General features: G+C 26.0%; 2 protein-coding genes. Both read left to right on the top strand.

Annotation, left to right across the window (positions count from 1 at the left end; genetic code table 4):
* The coding region (locus UDIV_RS04085) for a hypothetical protein (protein ID WP_231428093.1) at positions 1-598 on the top strand (598 nt) is incomplete at its 5' end.
* Between the two features lie 28 nt (positions 599-626).
* The gene (locus UDIV_RS04080) at positions 627-971 is read left to right on the top strand and encodes a hypothetical protein (protein WP_038103720.1); all 345 of its coding nucleotides are present in this window, start codon (positions 627-629) and stop codon (positions 969-971) included.
* The last annotated feature ends 273 nt before the right edge of the window (positions 972-1,244 follow it).

Genomic DNA, 1,244 nt, shown 5'->3' with positions numbered 1-1,244 from the left:
CAACTTTATGAATCAATCATCTCTTTTAATGAGTTCGGGCGAACAATATGATTTATATAAAGCATATTTAGAATATCTAGTTCAACTAGCTAATTTAAACTTACATCAAATCCAAGAAAAAACTGAAAACAATAAAACAGTATCTAAAGAAGAACAGTATATAGAAAAGCTATTTAGTACAAGAGAAGAATTATTAGCATTAGAAAAACTTGTTCTTAAAACTTTACAAGCAAACCATATTCTAGGTTTTAGTGCGGCAACACATACTAATCCTAATCTTCAATTATTTGCAGGTAATACACATTTAAAAACACCAACAAATTTAAGAGCATTTTATATGTGAACTGCTAATTTATATAATAAATTCATTCAACCATTATTACATAAACTAAAAGAACCTAAAAAAGGTATTCAACAAAAATTTGAAAGAGCTTTTGAATCTAATGATAAAGAAAAGAAGATTATGAACTTTATCTGAGAAAACCTTAAGCACACAGAACAGGATGATGTAATACTACCAAAAGTAATTACTGATAATAACCAACTAGAAGCTGATTATTCAAAAATACTTAACAAACTTTTAAATCCGACTACATAACATTAATCAACCAGCAGGAGTATTAGTTATGAAAAATCCAAAGTTTAATTCATTTCAAAATGATGTTATTAAAAAACTAACTTTCATTGTTAATACTCATACAACTAAAGAACTATTAGATTTATTAGAACATCTTAAAAATGATAAAAGTAATATTTCTATCAAACAACTAATCGAAATGTATTCAGTTGATTTGATTAATAATTCCAAAATCATTAACATTAACGGCAAATATTTTGTTTGCCATAAAAACGAATACGATTTTATTAAAGAACATCATAAAAACACATTAATTACTCTTTCACAAAATCCAAATCTTTTCAATCCTGTTTATCTAGAACTAGATGAAAACAAAGCACTATTGGTTGACTAAAACCAATCAAACTAAGGAGAATTTAACAATGTAATACTAATCTAAAAAGTGTGTGTAAATAGGCTATGACAAAAACTAAATGTAAATTTAGTCCTTTTGTTGTAGCCTATTTTTCTTTTCAAATCTTAACAATATATTCAAAGGAATACTTATGAACAAGTTTACAACTAAAAAGAAATTAATTTTATCAACACTCTCTGTTTTAAGTGCAACATCAATTCTAGCAATTGCAAGTGCTTGTGCTCCAGTTAAACAAAACAAACCAAATACACC

The organism is Ureaplasma diversum NCTC 246 (assembly GCF_000731915.1).
Lineage (GTDB): Bacteria > Bacillota_I > Bacilli_A > Mycoplasmatales > Mycoplasmoidaceae > Ureaplasma > Ureaplasma diversum.
Note: the sequence above shows the minus strand (reverse complement) of the source record. Positions and strands in the feature narration are given on the sequence as shown.